We start from the raw sequence: 22,096 nt of genomic DNA, 5'->3' as shown, positions 1-22,096 counted from the left end.
GGCCAGGCAACTGTTTTTCATGGTTTCAGGGCTTTACCGCAAAAGTACCGTCCTATGACCGTACAAACCCTGAATAAATCGACAAAAAATGTGTATCAATCGTCCACGGCATCGAGAAACTCGTCTGCCACGGGCATTTCACCCATTCGTGACGGGATGTTTAAACCAAAGTGCAGGTACGCATGGCGCGTCACCACCCTGCCCCGTGGTGTGCGCATGATGTAACCCTGCTGAATCAGATACGGCTCCAGCACATCTTCAATCGTGTGGCGCTCTTCGCTGATTGCAGCAGCGAGGCTGTCGATACCAACGGGGCCGCCATCGAACTTCTCGATCATGGTCAACAACAGACGCCGGTCCTGATGATCGAAACCGTGCTCGTCGACATCCAGCAGGTTCAGCGCCAGGTCTGCCACCGCTTTGGTGATATGGCCCTTGGCACGCACCTCGGCGAAGTCGCGCACACGGCGCAGGAGACGGTTGGCGATCCGCGGCGTGCCCCGGGCGCGGCGCGCGATTTCGAACGAGCCTTCCGGATCCAGCGGCAGACCGAGGATGGCCGCGGAACGGCTGACAATCGTCGCCAGATCAGCCGTACTGTAGAACTCCAGGCGCTGGACGATACCGAAGCGATCACGCAATGGATTGGTCAGCATGCCGGCGCGAGTCGTCGCGCCGACCAGCGTGAATGGCGGCAGATCGAGCTTGATCGAACGTGCGGCCGGCCCTTCACCGATCATGATGTCGAGCTGGAAATCTTCCATCGCCGGGTACAGCACTTCTTCAACGATCGGCGACAGACGATGGATTTCGTCGATGAACAACACGTCATGCGGTTCAAGATTGGTCAGCAGCGCCGCCAGATCACCCGGACGCTCAAGCACCGGCCCTGAAGTACTCTTGATCGATACGCCCATTTCCTGGGCGATGATGTTGGCCAGCGTGGTCTTGCCCAGACCCGGCGGGCCGAAGATCAGCGTGTGGTCGAGGGATTCGCTACGGCCACGGGCGGCCTGGATGAACAGTTCCATCTGCTCGCGCACGGTCGGCTGGCCAATGTAGTCGGCCAGACTGACCGGGCGAATGGCGCGGTCCTGGACTTCTTCGCGCTCGCGCGGGCTGTGCGCGGCGGTGATCAGACGATCAGCTTCAATCACTTAAATCATTCCCTTCAGGGCGCGGCGGATCAGGTCTTCACTGCTCAAGTTCTTGTCCTTGATAGCGGTAATCGCCTTGCTTGCTTCTTGCGGTTTATAGCCCAGAGAAATCAGCGCGCTGACCGCATCGTTCTCAGCGGTATTGACCGGCGCCGGGCCATCCGGCTGGTTCGGCACGAGCGCGAACATGGCCGGCGTCGTTTCCCAGGCCTTGAAGCGATCCTTGAGTTCGACCAGCAGACGCTCAGCGGTTTTCTTGCCGACACCCGGCACCTTGGTCAACGCCGAGGTGTCCTGAGACTGCACGCAGCGGATCAACTCGTCGACTTCCAGACTCGACATCAAGGCCAGGGCCAATTTTGGCCCGACACCATTGAGACGGATCAACTCGCGAAAAAAGTCTCGCTCACGCTTGCCGGCAAAACCATAGAGTAATTGCGCGTCTTCGCGTACGACCAAATGCGTGTGCAAGGTCAGCGGTTCACCGACCGACGGCAGGCGATAAAGCGTGGTCATGGGCACTTCCAGCTCATACCCGAGGCCGTTTACATCCAGAATCAGGTGCGGCGGCTGTTTTTCAGCCAGGGTGCCGCGCAAGCGTCCAATCACGTTTCAGATCCTTGAGCGTTGGCCAGCCGTGGGCTGGCGACTGTCGAAAGGCGGATTTCGGGCCGACGACCCAGGCGCCAAAAACCGCTTTCAGGAAAATTGATGCTGATGCTATCAGAGACGCAGGCGCCCGCCACGACTGCGTGCCGTTCCCAGACCGTGCGGCAGCAGACTGGAGCGCGTATGCGCGTGACAAATGGCAATGGCCAGGGCGTCCGAGGCATCGATTTGCGGTTTGCTGGTCAGTTTGAGCATGTGCATGACCATCATCTGCACTTGTTCTTTATTGGCGGCGCCGGTGCCGACTACAGCCTGCTTGACCTGAGTGGCCGTGTACTCGGCGATCTCCAGGCACTCTTCCGCACCGGCGACGATCGCTGCACCGCGCGCCTGCCCCAGCTTCAGCGCCGAGTCGGCGTTTTTCGCCATAAACACCTTTTCGATGCCCATGGTTACCGGTCCGTAGGTCTGGATGATCTCGCGTACACCGCGATAGACGATTTGCAGGCGCTCATGCAACTCGCCCGCACCGGTACGGATGCAGCCCGAGGCCACATAGATACAGCCGCCACGTCCGGTATCACGAACAATCCCGTAACCGGTAATGCGCGAGCCGGGGTCGATACCAAGAATTAAAGTCATAACGCCTGCAGAAATTGATGCGAAAGCTGAGGGTACATGTAGGAGCTGCCGAAGGCTGCGATCTTTTGATCTTTCAAAAACACAAAGATCGCAGCCTTCGGCAGCTCCTACAGGTGAAGTGTAGAGCCAGCAAAAACTGCGACCTTTCTATTTACATCAACCGAGCTGAGCAGCTACGTCTTCCGGAATATCCGCGTTGGAATAAACGTTCTGCACGTCATCCAGATCCTCAAGCATGTCGATCAGCTTGAGTACCTTCTCCGCGCCTTCCAGATCCAGTTCGGCACTGGTGGTTGGCTGCATGACGATTTCCGCATCATCACCCTTGAAACCCGCAGCTTCGAGCGCGTTACGCACGGCATAGAAACTGGTGAACGAGGTGAACACATCGATCGAACCATCTTCGTGGCTGACCACGTCATCGGCATCGGCTTCCAGCGCCGCTTCGGTCAGTGCATCCTCATCAACGCCCGGTGCGAAGCTGATCTGACCTTTGCGCTCAAACAAGTAAGCGACCGAACCGTCGGTGCCGAGGTTACCACCGCACTTGCTGAACGCATGGCGCACAGCTGCGGCGGTACGGTTGCGGTTGTCGGTCATGCACTCGACCATCACCGCCACACCGCCCGGGCCGTAACCTTCGTAGGTCAGCTCTTCAACGTTATCCGCTTCGGTGGCACCAGCGCCGCGCGCCACGGCACGGTCGATGATGTCACGGCTCATGTTCGCGCTCAGCGCCTTGTCCAGGGCCAGACGCAGACGCGGGTTGGAACCCGGATCACCGCCGCCCTGACGGGCTGCAACGGTCAGCTCGCGGATCCACTTGGTGAAGATCTTGCCTCTCTTGGCATCCTGACGTTCTTTGCGGTGCTTGATGTTCGCCCACTTGGAATGACCTGCCATAACTCGCTCCGAATTCTCTTTGAAACGTTGCCCGCCCTGCTCATGCAGCGGCCAGCAAACAAAAAAATCTCGACCTGCTCTTTATAGAAAGAAAAAAGGCGCATCCGAAGATGCGCCTTCAGGCCCGTCTTACTCAGCCTTTGGCGTTTCGCGCAAACGAATGTGCAGCTCGCGCAGTGCCTTGGCATCCACCACACCCGGCGCTTGCGTCATGACGTCGGCAGCACTCTGGGTTTTCGGGAAGGCGATCACTTCACGGATCGACTGGGCGCCGGTCATCAGCATCACCAGACGGTCCAGACCGAAGGCCAGACCACCGTGCGGCGGTGCACCGTATTTCAGCGCGTCGAGCAGGAAGCCGAATTTCTCTTCCTGTTCTGCTTCATTGATACCCAGCAGACGGAACACCGCTTGCTGCATTTCCTTGCGGTGGATACGGATCGAACCGCCACCCAGCTCGGTGCCGTTCAACACCATGTCGTAGGCGCGGGACAGAGCGCCAGCCGGGTTGGCTTCCAGCTCTTCAGGAGAGCACTTCGGCGCGGTGAACGGGTGGTGCAACGCAGAGAAGCTGCCGTCGTCGTTTTCTTCAAACATCGGGAAGTCGACGACCCACATCGGTGCCCACTTGCAGGTCAGCAGGTTGAGGTCGTGACCGAGCTTGATACGCAGTGCGCCCAAGGCTTCGCTGACGATCTTGGCCTTGTCGGCACCGAAGAACACGATGTCGCCGTCAACGGCGCCAACGCGATCAAGGATGGCGTTCAGGTTTTCCAGCGGGATGTTTTTCACGATCGGCGATTGCAGACCTTCAACACCGGCAGCGCGCTCGTTGACCTTGATGTATGCCAGGCCCTTGGCACCGTAGATGCCGACGAACTTGGTGTAATCGTCGATCTGCTTGCGTGGCATGCTTGCGCCGCCTGGTACGCGCAGAGCAGCGATACGGCATTTTGGATCGTTGGCCGGGCCGCTGAACACTTTGAAATCAACTTCTTTCAGTTGATCGGCGACGTCAACCAGTTCCAGCGGAATACGCAGGTCTGGCTTGTCGGAACCGTAGCGGCGCATGGCTTCTTCGAAGGTCATGTGCGGGAATTCGCCGAATTCCAGATCCAGCACTTCCTTGAACAGGTTGCGGATCATTTGTTCGGTCAGGCCCATGATCTCTTTTTCATCGAGGAAGCTGGTTTCGATGTCGATCTGGGTGAATTCAGGCTGACGGTCAGCACGCAGGTCTTCGTCGCGGAAGCACTTGGCGATCTGGTAGTAACGGTCGAAACCGGCAACCATCAGCAGTTGCTTGAACAGCTGTGGCGATTGCGGCAGGGCGAAGAACGAACCGGCGTGGGTACGGCTTGGCACCAGATAGTCACGCGCACCTTCAGGGGTGGCACGGGTCAGGATCGGCGTTTCAACGTCAAGGAAGCCGTTTTCGTCGAGGAAGCGACGGATGCTGGTGGTCATGCGCGAACGCAGACGCAGCTTCTCGGCCATTTCCGGGCGACGCAGGTCGAGGAAGCGGTAGCGCAGACGGGTTTCTTCGCCCACGTCGGAGAACTCGTTCAGCGGGAACGGCGGGGTTTCCGACTCGTTCAGCACTTCCAGCTCGTAGCCCAGCACTTCGATCATGCCCGACGCCATGTTGGCGTTGGTCGCACCGGCCGGTCGCAGACGCACCTTACCGGTGATCTTTACGACGTATTCGCTGCGCACGCGATCGGCGGCGGCGAAGCTCTCGGCGCGATCCGGATCGAAAACCACCTGGGCCAGACCGTCACGATCACGGATATCGAGGAAAATCACCCCGCCGTGGTCGCGACGACGGTGAACCCATCCGCAAAGGGTAATTTCCTGGCCTTCCAGGCTTTCGTTCAGTTGGCCGCAATAGTGGCTGCGCATCATGATAATGGTTCGCTTCTCGTCATTCGATATTCGGTGGAGATCCCGTTGCTTTCAAAGCAATACAGAAACTCACGCGTGTCGTTCAACCTGGGGTTGAACCCTAGTCAGATTTGTCGCCACCGGCCAGATTCTTCTTGGTCCCGGTCTTGAAATCGGTTTCGTACCAACCGCTGCCGCTGAGGCGAAAGCCTGGCATGGACAGCTGTTTCTTGAGCTCTGGCGCCTGGCAGGCAGGGCAGTCGACCAGCGGTGCATCGCTGATCTTTTGAATGGCTTCCAACTGATGACCACAGGAAGCACATTGGTAATCGTACATCGGCATGGGGGGTGTCTCGGCGATCAGATTGCCACCGCGCGCAGGGCTTTGCGGCGAAAGAGCGGGATTATATCGATTAAATGCAGCCTGTGCAGCCGTAAGACTGCACAGGCCGAGACCTCGTTTGCAACCGCCGTTTCAGAGCGATTCGGCAGTTGCCGCCTGCTTGACGCCGTTCATGACGCACACCACCCGCACCAGCGCGCTGAAATTTCTCACCCCGCCGTGACGCAGATGCACTTCGCGGTCAACGTGGGACAACAACGAGCTGATCGAACAGCAGTTATCTGCGGCCATATTGCCGAGGATGTTCCAGTAGACCCGCTCCAGCCGCAGGCAGGTCGCATAACCGTTCAGACGCACGGATCGTGACGATGGCTGAACCAGTGCCATGTCGAACTCGCTGACGAACGGATCAACTTTCAATTCATGGGGCAAGCCGACAATCCTGTCGCCTCGCCTGTCTCCCTCTGCCATATCGGTGACACTCCTTTGCCATCTCTGCTTGTTTGAAAAGTCACATCCTGTGGCTTTCATAAAAGCGCAGACACAAAGTTATAGCCAGACGACTTATTGACCGACACCGTAGGATAAGCCAACGACACAGGTAGGATTGCGGACAGCGCACGAGCCCTGCTGGCGGGCCCGCGCGCCGGGGGGATTACGCCTCCAGCAGCGAGCGCAGCATCCACGCCGTTTTTTCGTGAACCTGCATGCGCTGGGTCAGCAGGTCTGCGGTCGGTTCATCGCTGACCTTGTCGAGCAGCGGGAAGATGCCACGGGCCGTGCGGGTCACGGCTTCCTGACCATCGACCAACTGTTTGATCATGTCTTCGGCACTCGGTACGCCCACCTCTTCCTTGATAGAAGAAAGCCGCGCGTACGTGGCATAGGCGCCCGGCGCCGGAAAGCCCAATGCGCGAATACGCTCGGCGATAGAATCCACGGCCAGCGCCAGTTCGTTGTATTGCTCTTCGAACATCAAGTGCAGCGTACGAAACATCGGGCCGGTGACGTTCCAGTGGAAGTTGTGGGTTTTCAGATACAGCACGTAGGTGTCCGACAGCAGACGCGACAAGCCTTCGACGATGGATTTGCGATCTTCTTCACTGATACCGATATCGATTGCCATGTTTACCCCCTAACGGCGATTGAATTCATCCAACAGGTGCAGACCCACTCTAGCAAGCCTGCCGACACCCCGCAGCCCGGATCGGGTGCAGGTGCTGCGACAAATCGACCGACGCATGCCGCTGGCCGGGCTGATTTGAGTAGCCGCAGGCTTTGCTGTTAAATAGGCAGTGTGTCGCCATGCCCCATTTTTCGGGGCGTTGCGCATAGGCTGATGCCGTGAACGTGTCCACCGCCTCTTATTTTGTTCCGAAGCGAACCGTGCGCCTTCAGCTCTTCCTTGTGAGCCGTCATAAACGTGAGCCAATCAAAATGTTGAAAATCGTCCACCTGCTAATGGGCGCAGCGGCACTGCTGCTGTCGTTCATACCCAGCTTGAAATCCGAAGCCGTTCCCTACCTGCAACAACCCGATGCACTTTACCTGGCCTTTTTCGGCCTGCTGAACCTGGTGATTGCTCCAGTGATTCCTTTCTGGAACAAAGGCCCTCGTCAGCATCTGCAAAACCTGGTCAGCGCGCTGCTGGTACTGACCGTCGTCCTGCAAACCTTGACCCTGATCGCCCCGATGCCCGTCATCGCCGGCCAGCCAGCCGTGCTGTTCACTCTGGTGATCGCGCTGGTTGCCGTGGTCCTGCACCTGGCCGTCAGCTTCTATCGTTCTTCACCGGCTGCTGCTCCAACCAGCTATGACATGACCAATCGTGATACCGGTACCGTCAAGTGGTTCAACACCTCCAAAGGCTTCGGCTTTATCTCCCGCGATTCCGGCGATGATATCTTCGTGCACTTTCGCGCGATCCGTGGCGAAGGTCACCGCGTCCTGGTCGAAGGCCAGCGCGTGGAGTTCTCGGTAATGAACCGGGACAAGGGCCTGCAAGCCGAGGACGTGATCGCCGCGCTGCCGCGACGCTGATCCAGGCATAAAAAAACCGCGAGCAGCGTGCTGTTCGCGGTTTTTTTACGCCTGATGAAAAGTGCCTGCCTCAGTAATGTGGCGGTGGCGCCTCATCCTCGAAGGACTCGAACTGGCCGACCATCTCTTCCTGACGCTTGAGCAGCGCCGCCATCTGCAATTGCAGGCGCTCGACCACGCGCTGCTGCGCCACCAGCACGTCGTTCAACGACTGAATGGTGTCATCCTGAAACGCCAGACGGCTTTCCAGATCGGTAACGCGATCTTCCAGGCTCATGACTCAGCCCTCCAAAAAAGTGAAATGCTCAGTCAGGACCAGACGTAACCGTTCGCGAATGGTGGCGACCTGCTCGGTACTGTAAGGCTTGGCCGGGTGTTTGCCCCAGACCGGCGCCGGCCAGGCTGCGTCGTCACGTTTGCGCACAATCACATGCATATGCATCTGACTGACAACGTTACCCAAGGTCGCGACGTTCATTTTGTCGGCATCGAACAGATCCTTGAGCAGCTCAGCCAGCGCGGTGGTTTCCTGCCAAAACTGCTGTTGATCGGCGACATCCAACTGAAACAACTCACTGATATCGTCCCGACGAGGCACCAGAATGAACCAAGGGTAATTGGCATCATTGGACAACAGCAGTCGGCAGAGAGGGAAATCACCGATCGTCAGCGTGTCCTGTTGAAGTCGTGAATCTAAAGCAAACACTGCGCGCACTCCCGGCTGATCATTATTCAGCTTAGCGGCCATCCCGATGGGCAGCGCACCAAGCGACAGGACGGCAGCATACCTGCGAATGCGCCAGCCTTCACGACGACGGTGAACCCATCGCTCTGCCAACGCCCCGAGATGTGACATTTGCGAGCGCGCCGCACCAGCACGGAACCAACATCGACGTTCAACACAAAAAAATGACCAGAATCAGCAGAGACGTACAGCGTCATGTCCCTTCAAGCTGTATGAATTCAGAACAGCTGTAAATTTTTTTGCACCAAAACCGCACAGTGCGTCTACGCTCACTGCGTCGGGCATCCGCCAAATACTCACTGGCGGGGTGAACCGGTAACGTTTTTGGTTGTCACGCGCGTTTCTCGGTGTGGCAACACCATAGGAGGAATGGCGTCAAGCACGGAAAAAATCAGGCTTGAAGCCCAGCTTTCACAAGGTTTTCACAAGCGCAGGCGGGTGTTCAGAAAAATAACCGCAACGAAATTGCGGTTTGTGCACGCTTGTTGCATTCGTACCCATATGGACTATAAGCGCACCACCGGACGTGGATGCCTTAAGCCCCATAAGAACAGTGGCAGGGTTGCCCGATGGAGATTCAAGTGTTTTGCCAGGGACTCTTTTTTACCGATGCAAAAAGGCCCATAAACAGCGAGAAAGTTGTCAGTCCGGCTGCGTCGGTACTGTGAATTTGCGACATCCACCACGCCATTTGCGACACCGTCGTAAAGAAGCTGAAAGGTTGGATTAGCAAGTATCGCCAACATTGTCGGCGTGATATAAGTTTGCGCCGACACAAAAAGAAAGAGCCGCCCAGATAATAAAACAGGTGGGACGGCAGTACTCTTCTAAAACCAAAGGAGCAAATCACGATGCGCGTGATGAAGTGGAGCATGATCGCACTGGCAGTTGCTGCAGCCGCCAGTACTCAAGTGGCTACGGCCGCACCGTTTGTAAGTGACCAGGCTGAAGCGAAAGGCTTTGTTGAAGACGCGAAGCTTGATGTGTTGCTGCGCAACTATTACTTCAACCGCGACAAGAAGAACACCACCTCCAATGATTCGAAAGACTGGACCCAGGGTTTCCTGAGCAACTTCAGCTCCGGCTACACCCAAGGCACCGTCGGTGTTGGTGTTGATGCATTCGGTTACCTGGGCATCAAGCTTGATGGCGGCGACGGCACCACCGGCTCGGGCAACATGAGCACTGACTCCCAAGGTCATAACCACGACTCCCTCGGTAAAGCAGGCGCAGCAATCAAGGCCCGTATCTCCAAGACCGAGCTGAAATTCGGTGAGTTCCAGCCAAGCACCGCTCCAGTCTTCGCCGTCGGCGGCTCCCGTCTGATTCCTCAGACCGCTACCGGTTTCCAACTGCAGAGCAGCGAAATCCAGAATCTGGACCTGGAAGCAGGTCACTTCTACTCGGCCTCCAGCCAGGACGAGATGAACAGCAGCGGCGAACTGCACTCGCAGTACTCCAGCACCACTGAAAACCCTGTCACTGGCAAAACCATGGACTTCGCCGGTGGTAAATACGGCATCACCGACAACCTGAGCGTCTCGCTCTATGGTTCGAAGTTCAAGGACATCTGGAACCAGTACTACAGCAACGTGAACCTCACCACCCCGATCAGTGGTGACACTTCGCTGAACACCGATTTCAACATCTATCGCACCACCGACACCGGGGATGCAAAAGCAGGCGAAATCAGCAACACCACGTTCTCCCTGGCAACTGCGCTCTCGTTCCTGAAAGCACACACCGTTACCCTGGCCTTCCAGAAGGTCAACGGTGATACGCCGTTCGACTACGTCGGTGTGGGTGACAACAACCGCGGTGGCGACTCGATCTTCCTGGCCAACTCCATCCAGTACTCCGACTTCAACGGTCCGAACGAAAAATCTGCACAGGTTCGTTATGACCTGAAAATGGCTGAGTACGGCGTTCCGGGCCTGAGCTTCATGACCCGTTACGTGAAGGGCTGGGACATCGACGGCGACAAGATGGCTGCTGACAGCCCATACCGTGCTTACGGTTATGGCGAAGATGGCAAGCATCACGAAACCAACCTTGAAGCCAAATACGTTGTTCAGGCCGGCCCTGCCAAAGACCTGTCCTTCCGTATTCGTCAAGCATGGCACCGTGGTAACACCGACCAGGCTGAAGGCGATGTCAACGAGTTCCGTTTGATCGTCGACTACCCACTGTCGATCCTGTAATCGCCAACATTTAGTTTGCGGTAACAACAAAAAGGCCCATCTTGCGATGGGCCTTTTTTATTGCCTGTCACTTGCAATAGTTGCCTGACCGATAAGTCAGGCAATTAATTAGCAACCTATCATTGTGTTGCCGATTCCTGCACCACACGAATCACCCGCTGTGGAAACGGAATATCAATGCCGGCAGTCTTTAAACGATCACGCGACTGTTCGTTAAACATGAACATTACGTCCCAGTAATCTGCAGTTTTAACCCACACACGCAGGGAAACAGTGATCGAACTGTCGCCCAACGTCGAAATCACGGCCTGAGGTGCAGGATCCTGCAACACACGCTCATCCTTGGCCAGGTCCAGCAGCACCTGACGGGCCTTCTGCAGATCGGCTTCGTAATCAACGCCTACATCAAATACGACTTTGCGAGTCGGCTGACGGTTGGTGTTAGTAATGATGCCGTTCGACAGGTTGCCGTTTGGCACGATGATGGTTTTGTTGTCGCCAGTACGCAGCACGGTGTGGAAAATCTGGATGCTGTCGACCGTACCCGATACGCCTTGCGCTTCGATCCAGTCACCGATACGGAACGGACGGAACAGCAGAATCAGCACGCCACCAGCGAAGTTCGCCAGACTGCCCTGCAACGCCAAGCCGATTGCCAGACCGGCCGCACCGATCGCAGCAACGAAGGAGGTAGTTTCAACGCCGATCATCGAAGCGACGCTGACAATCAACAGCACTTTGAGAATGATGTTCGCCAGGCTGCTGATAAAGCCTTGCAGCGCCAGATCGGCATTACGCAGGGCCAGCAGGCCACCGAGCTTTTGCGTGACCTTGTTGATCAGCCACCAGCCGATGGCCAGGGTAATCACGGCCAGCAGCACGCGGCTGCCGTATTCCATGATCATCGGAATCCACGCCTGGGACGCCTTGACCAGGTTGTCCACCTCAGCATTCAAATCCATGTTCTATCTCCTGATTTCCGGCCATTCGGCACGCGAAAAATAAGCGGCAGAAAACCGCCGGGTGTACACAAAACAATGTGGGAGCGAGCTTGCTCGCGAAGGCGGTGTGTCAGTCAACACATTGCTGAACGACATACAGCTTTCGCGAGCAAGCTCGCTCCCACAGATCATCTGACCGAGCTTAGTCGCGGAAGTTGTTGAACTGCAGGGGCATGCCGAACTCTTTGGCCCGCAGTGCCGCGATGGCCTCTTGCAGGTCATCACGCTTCTTGCCGGTCACGCGTACCTGCTCGCCTTGAATGGCGGCCTGCACTTTCAGTTTGGCGTCCTTGATGTGGCCGACGATTTTCTTCGCCAGTTCCTTGTCGATGCCTTCTTTGAGCACGGCGTCCTGCTTCATCAGCTTGCCCGATGCGTAAGCGTCCTTGACCTCAAGGCACTGCACGTCGATCTTGCGCTTGACCAGCGCCAGCTTGAGGATTTCGATCATTGCTTCCAGCTGGAATCCGGCTTCAGCAGTCAGGCTGACGGTGAGGTCCTTTTCCTTGAACTCGAAGCTGCCTTTGCCTTTCAGGTCATAACGACGATCGAGTTCCTTCACGGCGTTCTCGACCGCGTTGGTGAGTTCGTGTTTGTCCAGTTCGGATACCACGTCGAACGACGGCATGTAATCTCTCCAATAAAAAGGCGCGCTCGATGTGGATGGAGCGCGCTTGGCTTGCGGTTAAAATCGGGCTCATTATAACGGGTCTTTTCCCACCGACACGGCGAGCCGCACATGCCTGTACGCAATCGAGCAAAAAACTGATGGCCACCCCCTGGCACGTTCTTGGCGCCGGCAGCCTCGGCATGTTGTGGGCCACACGTCTGGCCCGGGCCGGCCTGCCGGTCCGGCTGATCGTGCGTAACGCCGAGCGCTTGCGCAGCTATGAAGCCGTGGGCGGATTGACGCTTGTCGAACAAGGTCAGGCCAGCACCTATGCCGTGCCCGGGGAAACACCCGACAGCCCCGAGCCAATCCGCCGTTTGCTGGTGGCCTGCAAAGCCTACGACGCCGAAAGCGCCGTCGCCCGCCTCGCCCCACGGCTGACTGCGGACGCCGAACTGATCCTCCTGCAAAACGGCCTCGGCAGTCAGGACGCCGTCGCCAACCGTGTACCGCTGGCACGCTGCATCAGCGCTTCAAGCACCGAGGGTGCCTTTCGCGATGGCGACTGGCGTGTGGTGTTCGCCGGTCACGGATTCACTTGGCTGGGCGACGCGGGCCATCCGGTCGCGCCGATCTGGCTGGACGATCTGGACGCGGCAAAGATCCCCCACGAATGGAGCACCGATATCCTTACGCGGTTGTGGCGCAAACTGGCGCTCAACTGCGCGATCAATCCGCTGACCGTGCTGCACCATTGCCGCAACGGTGGCTTGCAGGAGCACCATTGCGAAGTCGCCACCCTGTGCGCCGAACTCGCCGAATTGCTCGAGCGCTGCGGCCAACCCGCCGCCGCCGACAACCTGCAACAGGAGGTCGAACGGGTGATCCACGCCACGGCTGCCAACTACTCGTCGATGTATCAGGACGTCGCCAACCAGCGCCGCACCGAAATCAGCTATCTGTTGGGTCACGCCTGCAAAGTCGCCACGCGCCACCAGTTGAACCTGCCGCACCTCAATCGATTGCAGCAACGACTGGTCGCTCATCTGCACAGCCTCGGATTGCCCAGCGACTGAGCAGCGGCTACGCTGGCCACTTGTTCCTTTGTTGCGATAAACCTGATGCCATTGCGCCAGCGTCTCGAAAACCTGCCGGTCGGCCAGAAACTGCTGGCCGCCCTCCTGGTGCTGTTGACCACTGTATTGCTGGTCGCCAACCTGACATTCATCAGTGCCGCCTATTACATCTCTCAGGAAAGCATGGCACCACAGGCCTTGCAGACCATCGGCCGACTGATTTCCAACCCGAGCCTGGTCAGCGAAGCGCTGCAATCACCGCAAAGCGCCGAGCGTCTGCTCAAAGAACTCGATAGTTATTCACCACTGCGCGCCGCCGCGTTGTATGACGGCAAGGGCGAACGCCTGGCGCAAGTCCAGCGCGGCGACAAACTCAGCCTGCCAGAACGCTATCGGCACATCGAAGCGTGGCAACTGACCGAGTTTCGCAGCAACCAGTTGATCACCCTGCCCCGCCCCGGCACTGCGCCGGGCCATCTGTTGCTGGTAGCCAGCAGCGAGCTGCCGATGGCGTTCTACACCGGCACCCTGACCGCAAGCCTCGGCATCCTGATTTTCAGCGTGTTGCTGTGGCTGGTGATTGCCCGGCAGATCAAACGCCTGATCACCCGGCCGATTCATCAACTCGAGGAATTGTCGCGCCAGGTCACCCGCGAGGAGAACTACGCCCTGCGCGCTTCACGCGGCAATCATGACGAAATCGGCAGCCTCGCCGAAGCGTTCAACACCATGCTGTCGCGCATCGAAGCCCGCGAGCAGCAGCTCAAGCGTGCCCGCGATGACTCGCAAGCCGCCTACGATCAGGCCCAGGGGCTGGCCGAGGAAACCCGTCACACCAACCGCAAGCTGGAACTGGAAGTCCAGGTGCGCAGCAAGATCGAAAAGAAGCTCACCGGTTTCCAGAACTACCTCAACAGCATCATCGACTCGATGCCCTCGGCGCTGATCGCCCTCGACGAGCAGCTTTACGTCACCCAATGGAATCAGGAGGCCAGCGCCCTTTCCGGCACGCGACTGGACGAAGCGCTGAACCAGCCAATTTTCCTTGCCTTCGAACCGCTCAAACCGTTTCTGCCGCAACTCAAGCAGACCGTCGAGCAGCATACTGTGGCGAAAATCGAGCGGGTAACCTGGTTCAAGGATGAAGAACCGAAGCATTACGCGCTGACGTTCTATCCATTGATGGGCGGTGCCGGGCGTGGCGTGGTGATCCGCATCGATGACATCACCCAGCGTCTGTCGCTGGAAGAAATGATGGTGCAGTCGGAAAAAATGCTCTCGGTCGGTGGCCTCGCCGCCGGCATGGCCCACGAAATCAACAATCCGTTGGGCGCGATCCTGCACAACGTGCAGAACATCCGGCGACGCCTGTCCGCGGATCTGCCGAAGAACCTCGAAACCGCCGAGCAACTGGGCATTGAACTGGACACGGTGAACCGCTATCTGCAAGGTCGCGAAGTGCCGCAACTGCTCGACGGCATCCAACAGGCCGGCGCCCGCGCGGCGAAAATCGTCACGCACATGCTCAGCTTCAGCCGTCGCAGCACCCGACAAATGGCGCCGTGCGACTTACCGGCACTGATCGACCAAGCCGTGGACATCGCCGGCAACGACTTCGATCTGGCCATCGGCTTCGACTTCAAGGGCCAAGCGATTATTCGCCAGTTCGACCCGGCGCTCGGCCCGGTCCCGGGCACCGCCAACGAACTGGAACAGGTGCTGCTCAACCTGTTGAAAAACGCCGCACAGGCTATTCACCAGCGCGAAGACGACAGCGAGCCGGGGCGAATCATTCTGCGCACCAAGCTTAATCCGCCGTGGGCCGAAATTCAGGTCGAGGATAACGGCATCGGCATGAGCGAGAGCGTGCGCAAACGCACCTTCGAACCGTTCTTCACCACCAAGGAAATCGGCCAGGGCACCGGGCTTGGCTTGTCGGTGTCTTACTTCATCATTACCAACAATCACAAAGGGCAGATGGAGGTGCAGTCAGCACCGGGCCAAGGCACGTGTTTCACCTTGCGCCTGCCGCTGACGCAACCACTGCCCCTTGCTGCCGAAACCAATCCATTATCGAGGTAACCCATGGGCTTTCGCCTGTCGAAAATCTACACCCGCACCGGTGACAAAGGCGAAACCGGACTGGGCGATGGCCGCCGCGTCCCCAAGGACCATCCACGTGTCGAGGCCATTGGCGAGGTCGATACGCTGAACAGTCAGGTCAGCGTGTTATTGGCCGGGTTGATTGCCGAACGCGACACGTATCCTGGACTGAATGAACTGATCGAGGTGTTGGCGCCTTGTCAGCATCGCTTGTTTGATCTCGGTGGCGAGCTGGCCATGCCGGCGTATCAGGCGTTGAATGCGGCGGAAATCGAACGCCTGGAAACGGCGATTGACGTGTGGAATGAGGAGTTGGGGCCGCTGGAAAATTTCATTCTGCCGGGTGGCTCAATGTTGATTGCGCAGGCACATGTGTGCCGGAGTCTGGCCAGGAGTGCCGAGCGGCGTTGTCAGCATTTGAATGCGATCGAGCCATTGGCCGGGGTTGGCCTGGCGTATATCAATCGGTTGTCGGATTTGTTGTTTGTGGCGGCACGGTTGATTGCGCGGCGGCAGGGGATTGCGGAGATTTTGTGGCAGCCGGCGGCAAAACCTGCAGAAAAGTAGTGCCTTATAGGACGCCATCGCGAGCAGGCTCACTCCTACAGTTGACCGCGTTACTTCAGGTAGAACGCGGTCAACTGTAGGAGCGAGCTTGCTCGCGAATGGGCCGGCAGCCTTTACAGAGAGTCAGGCCAGAACGCGCGAATCCCCGCCACGCCTTGCGCACCAACGCCCCAGGCTTTTTCGCGCTCCGCCGGGCCAACTCCGCCCAACAGAAACACCGGTTTACTGAAACCTTCAATCAACGCCCCAGCCTGCTCCCAGCCCAGCGGCTGAGCATCCGGATGGGTCAGTGTCGGCTGCACCGGCGACAAGGTCACAAAGTCCACACCCATCTGCTCGGCCAGCGCCAGTTCTTCAGCGTTGTGGCACGACGCCGCCAACCAGCGCTCCGCCGGTAACGGCCGCCCCGCCGCCGCGTATTTGCGCAGCTGTGCTGAGGTGATGTGCCAGCCGGCAGACGGGAAATCGCCGAGCCACTCGAACGGCCCTTTGATCATCAACTGCGCCTTGCCCGCGCACAGCCCGGCTGCATCGACAGCCAGATCGCGATATTTGGGGTCATAGCCGTTCGGCGCGCGCAACTGGATCAGTTTGATCCCACCGGCAATCGCCTTCTGGATACCGCGCAGTAGAGCCGGGGTTTCCAGATCCTCAGGAGTAATCAGGTACTCCGCCGGCAAACGCGCCGCCGCAACGATCGGCTGGTTGGCGGCCGGGAATTCGTAGCTCACCAGTTCCTTCGCCGTGACCCAAGCCAACGGCTGCCCTTCGGCACCGTGAGGTTCGCCGGTGAAGGCCGAGACTTCCCAGACATCCAGCAATACCTGTTTGTCGGGGTAATCGTGACGCACTTTGATCAGCGGGCGGGCTGAGCTAACTACTATGCCCAACTCTTCGTGCAGCTCACGGGCCAGTGCGCTTTCGACCGACTCATCCGCCTCGACCTTGCCGCCGGGAAACTCCCACAGACCACCCTGATGTTGGGTGTCGGCGCGGCGGGCGATGAGGATTTTGCCACTGTTGTCACGAATGACCGCAGCGGCGACGTGTACGCGTTTCACGGATTCAACTCCTCCAGTCCAGCCTTTTGCCACGCTTTGAAGGCGGGCCATTGGTAGACGGTTTCAACATAGGCTTCGTCGGTGGCCGGCAACTGCACTTGGTAGGTGCGCAGACGCACGGCAATCGGTGCGAAGAAGGCATCGGCCAGACTCACCCGACCAAACAGGTACGGCCCGCTCTCGGTCGCGGCGGCGCGGCATTCGGCCCACAGTGCGAGCATGCGTTCGATGTCGACCTTCACTTCTGGCGGCACCGGGTTCAGCGGCGCGTCATGATTGAGGTTGAAGGGCATATGATTGCGCATGGCGAAAAAGCCGCTGTGCATTTGGGCGCAGGCGGATCGCGCCTGGGCACGGGCGAATACATCTGTCGGCCAGAGTTGCTCGGACGGAAACTGCTCGGCGAGGTACTCGGCGATGGCTAAGGAGTCAGCGATGGTGCCGCGCGAGGTTTGCAGCAGCGGGACCTTGGCGGTCGGCGAGTGCTTGAGCAGCAGCGCGCGGGTGTCGGGCTTGCCGAGTTTGATCAGTTCTTCGCTGTAGGGTGCGCCGGTCAGTTCAACGGCCAGGGCGGCGCGTAGGGACCAGGAGGAAAGCAGTTTGTCGCCGATGATCAGGTGCAGGGACATGATGGGGTGCCTTTCATCAGGAGGGACAGGCCGGAATCTTCGGTACCTGACAGGTCGCCATCGCGAGCAGGCTCACTCCTACATGGGATTTGTGAATGACACAGATCTCTGTGGGAGCCAGCCTGCTGGCGATGCAGGCGACTCGGTCTCAGATTAGATCAAGTGCGGTATTCAGCGTTGATCTTGACGTATTCATGCGACAGGTCAGTGGTCCAGATGGTTTCGCTGCAATCGCCACGACCCAGCTCGATACGGATGGTGATTTCTTCCTGCTGCATCACCGCCGAGCCTTGCGCTTCAGTGTAGGTGGCCGCACGGGCGCCACGGCTGGCAATGCACACGTCGCCGAGGAACACGTCGATCTTGCTCACGTCCAGATCCGGCACGCCGGCACGGCCGACGGCAGCCAGAATCCGGCCCCAGTTCGGGTCAGAGGCGAACAGCGCGGTCTTGATCAGCGGCGAGTGCGCCACGGTGTAGCCGACATCGAGGCATTCCTGATGGTTACCGCCACCGTTGACTTCAACGGTGACGAACTTGGTCGCGCCTTCGCCGTCACGCACGATGGCCTGGGCCACGTCCATGCACACTTCGAACACCGCTTGCTTGAGTTTGGCAAACAGCTCGCCTTCGGCACGGGTGATTTCCGGCAGAGCAGCCTTGCCGGTCGCAATCAGCATGCAGCAGTCGTTGGTCGAGGTGTCGCCGTCGATGGTGATGCGGTTGAACGACTTGTTCGCACCGTCGAGCATCAAGCTGTGCAGGACGTCGCGGGAGACTTTGGCGTCAGTGGCGATGTAGCCGAGCATGGTCGCCATGTTCGGACGGATCATGCCCGCGCCCTTGCTGATGCCGGTCACGGTGATGGTCACGCCGTCATGCTCGAACTGGCGGCTGGCGCCCTTCGGCAGGGTGTCGGTGGTCATGATCCCGGTAGCAGCGGCTTCCCAGTTGTTTTCCGACAGATCATCCAGTGCGGCTTGCAGCGCGCCTTCGATCTTCTCGACCGGCAGCGGCTCGCCAATCACACCGGTGGAGTACGGCAGAATCTGGCTGGCATCAACGCCAGTCAGCTCGGCCAGTTTGGCGGTGGTACGTTCAGCGGCGGCCAGGCCAGGTTCGCCGGTGCCGGCGTTGGCGTTGCCGGTGTTGGTCAGCAAATAACGCACGGCGTTCTGCACGCGTTTTTTCGCCAGGATCACTGGCGCGGCACAAAAGGCGTTCAAGGTGAACACGCCCGCCACGGTCGAGCCCTCGGCGCAGCGCATCACAACGACATCTTTGCGCCCGGGGCGCTTGATGCCGGCCGAGGCGATACCGAGTTCAAAACCGGCAACCGGGTGCAACGTTGGCAAAGGACCAAGACCAACAGCCATGAATGCGCTCCTTACTCAATGATGTCAGCACCGTCACTCGCAGCGACGGTGGTTTAAATGGCAAAACGCCGCGACGGCAGGAGCCGGTCGCGGCGCGGGTATTTCAGCAGTTGAAACGGGGTTTACTGGATCTGCCCGTGGCAATGCTTGAATTTCTTGCCCGAACCGCAGTAGCACAGTTCGTTGCGGCCCAGCTTCTGCTCGTTGCGAACCGGCGCGGTGGCGAGAGCCACATCGACCTCTTCACCCAGTACTTCCGGTTGCTCCAGACCAGGGGCCTCGGCGTGTTCGAACTGCATGCGGGCGGCCAGTGCTTCGGCTTCCTGACGCAGACGTTGCTCTTCGGCTTCCGGATCTTCGCGGCGCACCTGAACGTGCGACAGCACACGGATCGAGTCGCGCTTGATCGAGTCGAGCAGTTCGGAGAACAGCGTGAACGACTCGCGCTTGTATTCCTGCTTCGGGTTCTTCTGGGCGTAGCCACGCAGGTGGATACCGTGACGCAGATGGTCCATGGTCGACAGGTGGTCTTTCCACAGGTCGTCCAGTACGCGCAGTACGATTTGCTTCTCGAACGAGCGCAGTGCGTCGGCACCGGCCTGGTCTTCTTTCTCGTTGTACGCCGCCATCAGCTCGGTCATGAGCTTCTCGCGCAGGGTTTCTTCGTACAGGTGATCGTCTTCGTCGAGCCACTGCTGGATCGGCAGTGTCACGCCGAAGTCGCTGGCAATCGAAGCTTCCAGACCGGCCACGTCCCACTGCTCAGGCAGCGACTGCGGCGGAATGTGCGCGCTGACGGTGGCGTTGAGCACGTCCTGACGGAAATCGGCGATGGTTTCACCGATGTTGTCGGCGGCCAGCAACGTGTTACGCATGTGATAGATCACTTTACGCTGTTCGTTGTTGACGTCATCGAACTCGAGCAGTTGCTTACGGATGTCGAAGTTGCGGCCTTCAACCTTGCGCTGCGCCTTCTCGATCGCGTTGGTCACCATGCGGTGTTCGATCGCTTCGCCCGGCTGCATGCCCAGGGCTTTCATGAAGTTCTTCACTCGATCAGAAGCGAAGATACGCATCAGGCTGTCTTCCAGCGACAGGTAGAAGCGGCTGGAACCGGCGTCACCCTGACGGCCGGCACGGCCACGCAGCTGATTGTCGATACGACGGGATTCGTGACGCTCGGAGGCGATCACCTGCAGACCGCCGGATTCCAGCACTTGCTGGTGGCGCTTCTGCCAGTCGGCCTTGATCTGGGCAATCTGCTCAGGGGTCGGGTCTTCCAGCGACGCGACTTCAACTTCCCAGTTACCGCCCAGCAGGATGTCGGTACCACGACCGGCCATGTTGGTGGCGATGGTCAGTGCACCCGGACGACCGGCCTGCGCGATGATCTCGGCTTCTTTTTCGTGGAACTTGGCGTTCAGAACCTTGTGTTCGATGCCTTCCTTCACGAGCAATGCGGACATGTGCTCGGAGGTTTCGATGGTCGCAGTACCCACCAGCACCGGACGACCGGCCGCCATGCTTTCCTTGATGTCCGCAACAATGGCCGCGTATTTCTCTTCGGCGGTCAGGAACACCAGGTCGTTGAAGTCTTTACGCGCCAACGGTTTGTTCGGCGGAATGACCATGACTTCCAGACCATAGATCTGGTGGAATTCGAACGCTTCGGTGTCCGCGGTACCGGTCATGCCGGACAGCTTGGTGTATAGACGGAAGTAGTTCTGGAAGGTGGTCGAGGCCAGGGTCTGGCTCTCGGCCTGAATGTTCAGGCCTTCCTTGGCTTCGATGGCCTGGTGCAGGCCTTCGGACAAACGACGACCCGGCATGGTACGACCGGTGTGTTCGTCGACCAGTACGACCTGACCATCCTGCACGATGTATTCAATGTTGCGATTGAACAGCTTGTGCGCACGCAGACCGGCATACACGTGGGTCAGCAGGCCCAAATTGTGTGCCGAGTACAGGCTCTCGCCTTCAGCCAGCAGGCCGACGCGGGTGAGCATGTCTTCGATGAACTGGTGACCGGCTTCGTTGAGTTCAACCTGACGGGTCTTCTCGTCAACGGTGTAGTGGCCAGCCTTGGTGACTTCGCCTTCGACTTCTTCAACGTGCAGTTCCAGCTGCGGGATCAGTTTATTGATCTCCATGTACAGCTTGGAGCTGTCCTCGGCCTGACCGGAAATGATCAGCGGGGTACGCGCTTCGTCGATGAGGATGGAGTCGACTTCGTCGATCACGGCAAAGTTGAGTTCGCGCTGGAATTTTTCTTCCATGCTGAACGCCATGTTGTCGCGCAGGTAGTCGAAACCGAATTCGTTGTTGGTGCCGTAGGTAATGTCGGCGGCGTAGGCCAGACGCTTCTCTTCCGGCGGCTGGAACGGCGTCACGACGCCGACGGTCAGGCCGAGGAATTCATACAGCGGGCGCATCCAGTTGGCGTCACGACGCGCCAAGTAGTCGTTCACCGTCACAACGTGCACGCCCTTGCCGGACAGTGCGTTGAGGTAAACACCCAGGGTCGCTACGAGGGTTTTACCCTCACCGGTGCGCATTTCGGCGATCTTGCCTTCGTGCAAGGTCATGCCACCGACGAGCTGTACGTCGAAGTGGCGCATACCCATGATGCGCTTGCCGGCTTCGCGGGCGACCGCAAAGGCTTCTGGCAACAGCTTGTCGAGGGTTTCCCCTTTGGCGATGCGGGCCTTGAACTCAGCGGTCTTGGCGCGCAATTGATCGTCCGAAAGGGCCACCATTTGCTCTTCGAAGGCATTGACGAGCTGCACCGTCTTGAGCATGCGTTTGACTTCACGCTCGTTCTTGCTTCCAAAAAGTTTCTTTAACAAAGGCGCAAACATATCGGCAGGATCTTCCACACTAAAGGGATGGAGGGCGGCCCCGTGAGCGTCGCCCGTGCAGCCCTCATGGCCGCATGCGAACGAGCATTCTACCCGGAAACGGAAGTGAGGAAAGTGGCGATGTTCCACGATGCTGGCACTGCGCTTTGACGGGGCTCACTTAAAATAGGGGCGTTTTGCTCAACTTCAAGTCATACAAGGCAGAAGTTAGTCATTGATTTAATGGGCAAAGCGAGGGCAAAAGCAATGGGCGAGTGATTTCGGCCTTTCTGCTACCATGGCGTTTCTGTT

The 22,096-nt window shown here is 58.5% G+C and carries 21 protein-coding genes; 5 read left to right on the top strand and 16 right to left on the bottom strand.

The genetic code is table 11. The features are described from left to right. Positions 1-95: 95 nt before the first annotated feature. The 8 genes from ruvB to H8F23_RS05005 form a co-directional block, all read right to left on the bottom strand. A complete protein-coding gene (gene ruvB / locus H8F23_RS05040) occupies positions 96-1,157 on the bottom strand; it encodes a Holliday junction branch migration DNA helicase RuvB (RefSeq protein WP_007912736.1) in 1,062 nt (353 codons plus the stop codon). Continuing rightward, positions 1,158-1,766, bottom strand: a complete 609-nt coding sequence (gene ruvA, locus H8F23_RS05035) for a Holliday junction branch migration protein RuvA (protein WP_034153418.1) — start codon at positions 1,764-1,766, stop codon at positions 1,158-1,160. 114 nt (positions 1,767-1,880) lie between these two features. Continuing rightward, entirely contained in the window at positions 1,881-2,408 is a 528-nt protein-coding gene (gene ruvC, locus H8F23_RS05030) for a crossover junction endodeoxyribonuclease RuvC (protein WP_007962095.1), read from the bottom strand. A 156-nt stretch (positions 2,409-2,564) separates the two neighbouring features. Continuing rightward, entirely contained in the window at positions 2,565-3,311 is a 747-nt protein-coding gene (locus tag H8F23_RS05025; RefSeq protein WP_007912738.1) for a YebC/PmpR family DNA-binding transcriptional regulator, read from the bottom strand. 129 nt (positions 3,312-3,440) lie between these two features. Beyond that, on the bottom strand, positions 3,441-5,216 hold the full coding sequence (gene aspS, locus H8F23_RS05020; RefSeq protein WP_053123083.1) for an aspartate--tRNA ligase: 1,776 nt from the start codon (positions 5,214-5,216) through the stop codon (positions 3,441-3,443). A 100-nt stretch (positions 5,217-5,316) separates the two neighbouring features. Continuing rightward, the gene (locus tag H8F23_RS05015) at positions 5,317-5,538 is read right to left on the bottom strand and encodes an FmdB family zinc ribbon protein (RefSeq protein WP_093430491.1); all 222 of its coding nucleotides are present in this window, start codon (positions 5,536-5,538) and stop codon (positions 5,317-5,319) included. Positions 5,539-5,670: 132 nt separating this feature from the next. After that, entirely contained in the window at positions 5,671-6,009 is a 339-nt protein-coding gene (locus H8F23_RS05010) for a ribbon-helix-helix domain-containing protein (RefSeq protein ID WP_093430492.1), read from the bottom strand. Between the two features lie 184 nt (positions 6,010-6,193). Then, positions 6,194-6,664, bottom strand: a complete 471-nt coding sequence (locus tag H8F23_RS05005; RefSeq protein WP_038366640.1) for a Dps family protein — start codon at positions 6,662-6,664, stop codon at positions 6,194-6,196. 311 nt (positions 6,665-6,975) lie between these two features. Here H8F23_RS05005 and H8F23_RS29105 point away from each other — a divergent pair, with 311 nt between their 5' ends. Continuing rightward, positions 6,976-7,578: a cold-shock protein gene (locus H8F23_RS29105; protein WP_007912746.1), complete on the top strand. Its 603-nt coding sequence runs from the start codon at positions 6,976-6,978 to the stop codon at positions 7,576-7,578. A 70-nt stretch (positions 7,579-7,648) separates the two neighbouring features. On the opposite strand, the gene H8F23_RS04995 is transcribed toward H8F23_RS29105, so the two are convergent. Both H8F23_RS04995 and H8F23_RS04990 read right to left on the bottom strand, forming a co-directional pair. Further along, positions 7,649-7,855 carry a SlyX family protein gene (locus H8F23_RS04995; RefSeq protein WP_194933618.1) on the bottom strand — a complete coding sequence of 69 codons (207 nt, stop codon included), beginning with the start codon at positions 7,853-7,855 and terminating at the stop codon, positions 7,649-7,651. Positions 7,856-7,858: 3 nt separating this feature from the next. Beyond that, entirely contained in the window at positions 7,859-8,284 is a 426-nt protein-coding gene (locus H8F23_RS04990) for an HIT domain-containing protein (protein WP_194933702.1), read from the bottom strand. A gap of 890 nt (positions 8,285-9,174) precedes the next feature. Here H8F23_RS04990 and H8F23_RS04985 point away from each other — a divergent pair. Beyond that, positions 9,175-10,524 (top strand): OprD family porin, encoded by a 1,350-nt coding sequence (locus tag H8F23_RS04985; protein ID WP_038366660.1) that lies wholly within the window; start codon positions 9,175-9,177, stop codon positions 10,522-10,524. Positions 10,525-10,643: 119 nt separating this feature from the next. Here H8F23_RS04985 and H8F23_RS04980 read toward each other — a convergent pair whose 3' ends face one another. Both H8F23_RS04980 and H8F23_RS04975 read right to left on the bottom strand, forming a co-directional pair. Continuing rightward, positions 10,644-11,486, bottom strand: a complete 843-nt coding sequence (locus tag H8F23_RS04980) for a mechanosensitive ion channel family protein (RefSeq protein ID WP_034153426.1) — start codon at positions 11,484-11,486, stop codon at positions 10,644-10,646. A gap of 181 nt (positions 11,487-11,667) precedes the next feature. Then, on the bottom strand, positions 11,668-12,153 hold the full coding sequence (locus H8F23_RS04975) for a YajQ family cyclic di-GMP-binding protein (protein WP_007912755.1): 486 nt from the start codon (positions 12,151-12,153) through the stop codon (positions 11,668-11,670). 140 nt (positions 12,154-12,293) lie between these two features. Here H8F23_RS04975 and H8F23_RS04970 point away from each other — a divergent pair, with 140 nt between their 5' ends. The 3 genes from H8F23_RS04970 to H8F23_RS04960 are packed head-to-tail and all read left to right on the top strand — an operon-like array spanning position 12,294 to position 15,881. Continuing rightward, positions 12,294-13,211: a putative 2-dehydropantoate 2-reductase gene (locus tag H8F23_RS04970; protein ID WP_194933617.1), complete on the top strand. Its 918-nt coding sequence runs from the start codon at positions 12,294-12,296 to the stop codon at positions 13,209-13,211. A gap of 45 nt (positions 13,212-13,256) precedes the next feature. Further along, positions 13,257-15,293, top strand: a complete 2,037-nt coding sequence (locus H8F23_RS04965) for a sensor histidine kinase (protein WP_194933616.1) — start codon at positions 13,257-13,259, stop codon at positions 15,291-15,293. Positions 15,294-15,296: 3 nt separating this feature from the next. Continuing rightward, positions 15,297-15,881, top strand: coding sequence for a cob(I)yrinic acid a,c-diamide adenosyltransferase (locus tag H8F23_RS04960; RefSeq protein WP_194933615.1), 585 nt, complete (start codon positions 15,297-15,299; stop codon positions 15,879-15,881). A gap of 113 nt (positions 15,882-15,994) precedes the next feature. Here H8F23_RS04960 and H8F23_RS04955 read toward each other — a convergent pair whose 3' ends face one another. The 4 genes from H8F23_RS04955 to secA form a co-directional block, all read right to left on the bottom strand. Beyond that, complete coding sequence (locus tag H8F23_RS04955) at positions 15,995-16,942, bottom strand: Nudix family hydrolase (protein ID WP_194933614.1); 948 nt, start codon at positions 16,940-16,942, stop codon at positions 15,995-15,997. After that, positions 16,939-17,571, bottom strand: a complete 633-nt coding sequence (locus H8F23_RS04950; RefSeq protein WP_194933613.1) for a glutathione S-transferase family protein — start codon at positions 17,569-17,571, stop codon at positions 16,939-16,941. The genes H8F23_RS04955 and H8F23_RS04950 overlap by 4 nt, the downstream gene beginning before the upstream one ends. A 158-nt stretch (positions 17,572-17,729) precedes the next feature. Then, on the bottom strand, positions 17,730-18,947 hold the full coding sequence (gene argJ, locus H8F23_RS04945; protein WP_194933612.1) for a bifunctional glutamate N-acetyltransferase/amino-acid acetyltransferase ArgJ: 1,218 nt from the start codon (positions 18,945-18,947) through the stop codon (positions 17,730-17,732). Between the two features lie 122 nt (positions 18,948-19,069). Next, a complete protein-coding gene (gene secA, locus H8F23_RS04940) occupies positions 19,070-21,805 on the bottom strand; it encodes a preprotein translocase subunit SecA (RefSeq protein ID WP_093430502.1) in 2,736 nt (911 codons plus the stop codon). Positions 21,806-22,096 lie beyond the last annotated feature (291 nt).

Origin of the sequence: Pseudomonas neuropathica (assembly GCF_015461835.1) — a bacterium.
Taxonomy (GTDB): domain Bacteria; phylum Pseudomonadota; class Gammaproteobacteria; order Pseudomonadales; family Pseudomonadaceae; genus Aquipseudomonas; species Aquipseudomonas neuropathica.
This window is presented reverse-complemented; position numbering and strand designations above follow the sequence as displayed.